Here is a 1,337-nt window from a genome sequence, read left to right as displayed (position 1 = left end):
TATAAATTCAAAATCCGTTCGAAAGGAATAAGAAGCGAAAAATCCCAGGGGCGCGGGGACAGAGTCCCCGCAATGGTTGAGACAGTCTGTAGGGCACTGGGCTCCGACTGTTCTGACCGCCCTTGACTGACGCTGGCAGAAGCTGTAATTCAGTCTCATGAACATTAACGAAACCATTACCTGTCCATCGTGTCGGCTTGTCGGTGCTGTTATCGACAAGCGGTACGTCACCGTCCATAACGGGCATCGTGTATTGCTGCGCTGCCAAGCCTGCGGCGTTCGATTCTCCGAGACCTATGGGACGCCTATGGAGCATCTGAAATCATCAATCAGTAAAGTGTCGTTGGCCATCAGGATGCGTGACGAAGGCATGGGATTGAGGGCAACGGGACGTGTCGTTGGTTCGCACAAGAATACGATCGCCGAGTGGGAGGAACGCTTTGCCGGTCAGAAAGAGACCTTGATGCTGTACGGCCTGTGCCACGAGTTTCTGCGTCTTACGTTTGAAGGAGATGAACTGTACACGATCATTGGCAAGCGTACGGATCCCAGCCAATCATCGGGTTGGACGGCAATCATCATGGAACGCGGCAGTCGGTTTCTGGTGGATCAGCGTTGCGGCAAGAAAGACGGCAAACTGTTCAAAGATGTCATGAAGGGGGTGTGCCGGTTTGTCCGACAGACGAATGATTTTTCTTTCTTTTCAGATGGTGAACGTCGGTACGGGCAGACCTTGTTTGAACTGTGCTCGGAGGTCTTGAAAACCGGGAAGAGGGGACGCCCTCGGCATGTACTGCCCAAAGGGGTCAAAGTCAGAATCAAGAATAAAGGCAGCCAGAAGCACAAACGGGGACCGAAGCGGCCCAAGTACCAAGCTCCGCAACCCGAACATCCAGAAACCGTGCAAGACGTCCGTGATCAGGAGATCCATGCCAATCATCTGGAGGGGCAGAACGCCGCTACCCGTCGTCGCAACAGCGCCTTTCGACGACGAACAAACACCTACGCCAAGATGACTGAAGGGCTGCAAAGGACGCTGGATGTCCATTTGATCACTCATAACTTTGTTCGTCGTCATTGGACGACAGGTGAGGTGCCAGCCGTCAAACTGGGGTTTCAGAAGGCACCACTCACGGTGGAAGCAATCTTGCGAATGAAAAAAGCAGCTTGATCATGGGGTGAGTTGATAGGGTTGGTCAGTCAGATTTACGCCATGATGGGATTTTGAGAATGGTCGGAGCCCAGTGCCTGGAGGTAAAAATCGGTCCATTTGGTCCCTGACGCGATCCTATGGCGAAAATCTGCTCAAATCGACTCGCCAGACGGTCAGGAGGCTT

General features: G+C 53.0%; 1 protein-coding gene. It reads left to right on the top strand.

Annotated features, from left to right (window positions below; all coding sequences use genetic code 11):
- The first annotated feature begins 157 nt into the window (after window positions 1-157).
- Window positions 158-1,171 carry an IS1 family transposase gene (locus ASN18_RS12945; RefSeq protein WP_157072990.1) on the top strand — a complete coding sequence of 338 codons (1,014 nt, stop codon included), beginning with the start codon at window positions 158-160 and terminating at the stop codon, window positions 1,169-1,171.
- The last annotated feature ends 166 nt before the right edge of the window (window positions 1,172-1,337 follow it).

The organism is Candidatus Magnetominusculus xianensis, from assembly GCA_001541255.1.
Classification (GTDB): Bacteria; Nitrospirota; Thermodesulfovibrionia; order Thermodesulfovibrionales; family Magnetobacteriaceae; genus Magnetominusculus; species Magnetominusculus xianensis.
The sequence above is the reverse complement of the archived record's forward strand: the minus strand, read 5'-3'. Positions and strand labels throughout refer to the sequence as shown.

Excerpts from the sequence above, each read along its gene's own strand:
- ASN18_RS12945 (WP_157072990.1), top strand. The coding sequence starts at position 158 with ATGAACATTAACGAAACCATTACCTGTCCATCGTGTCGGCTTGTCGGT.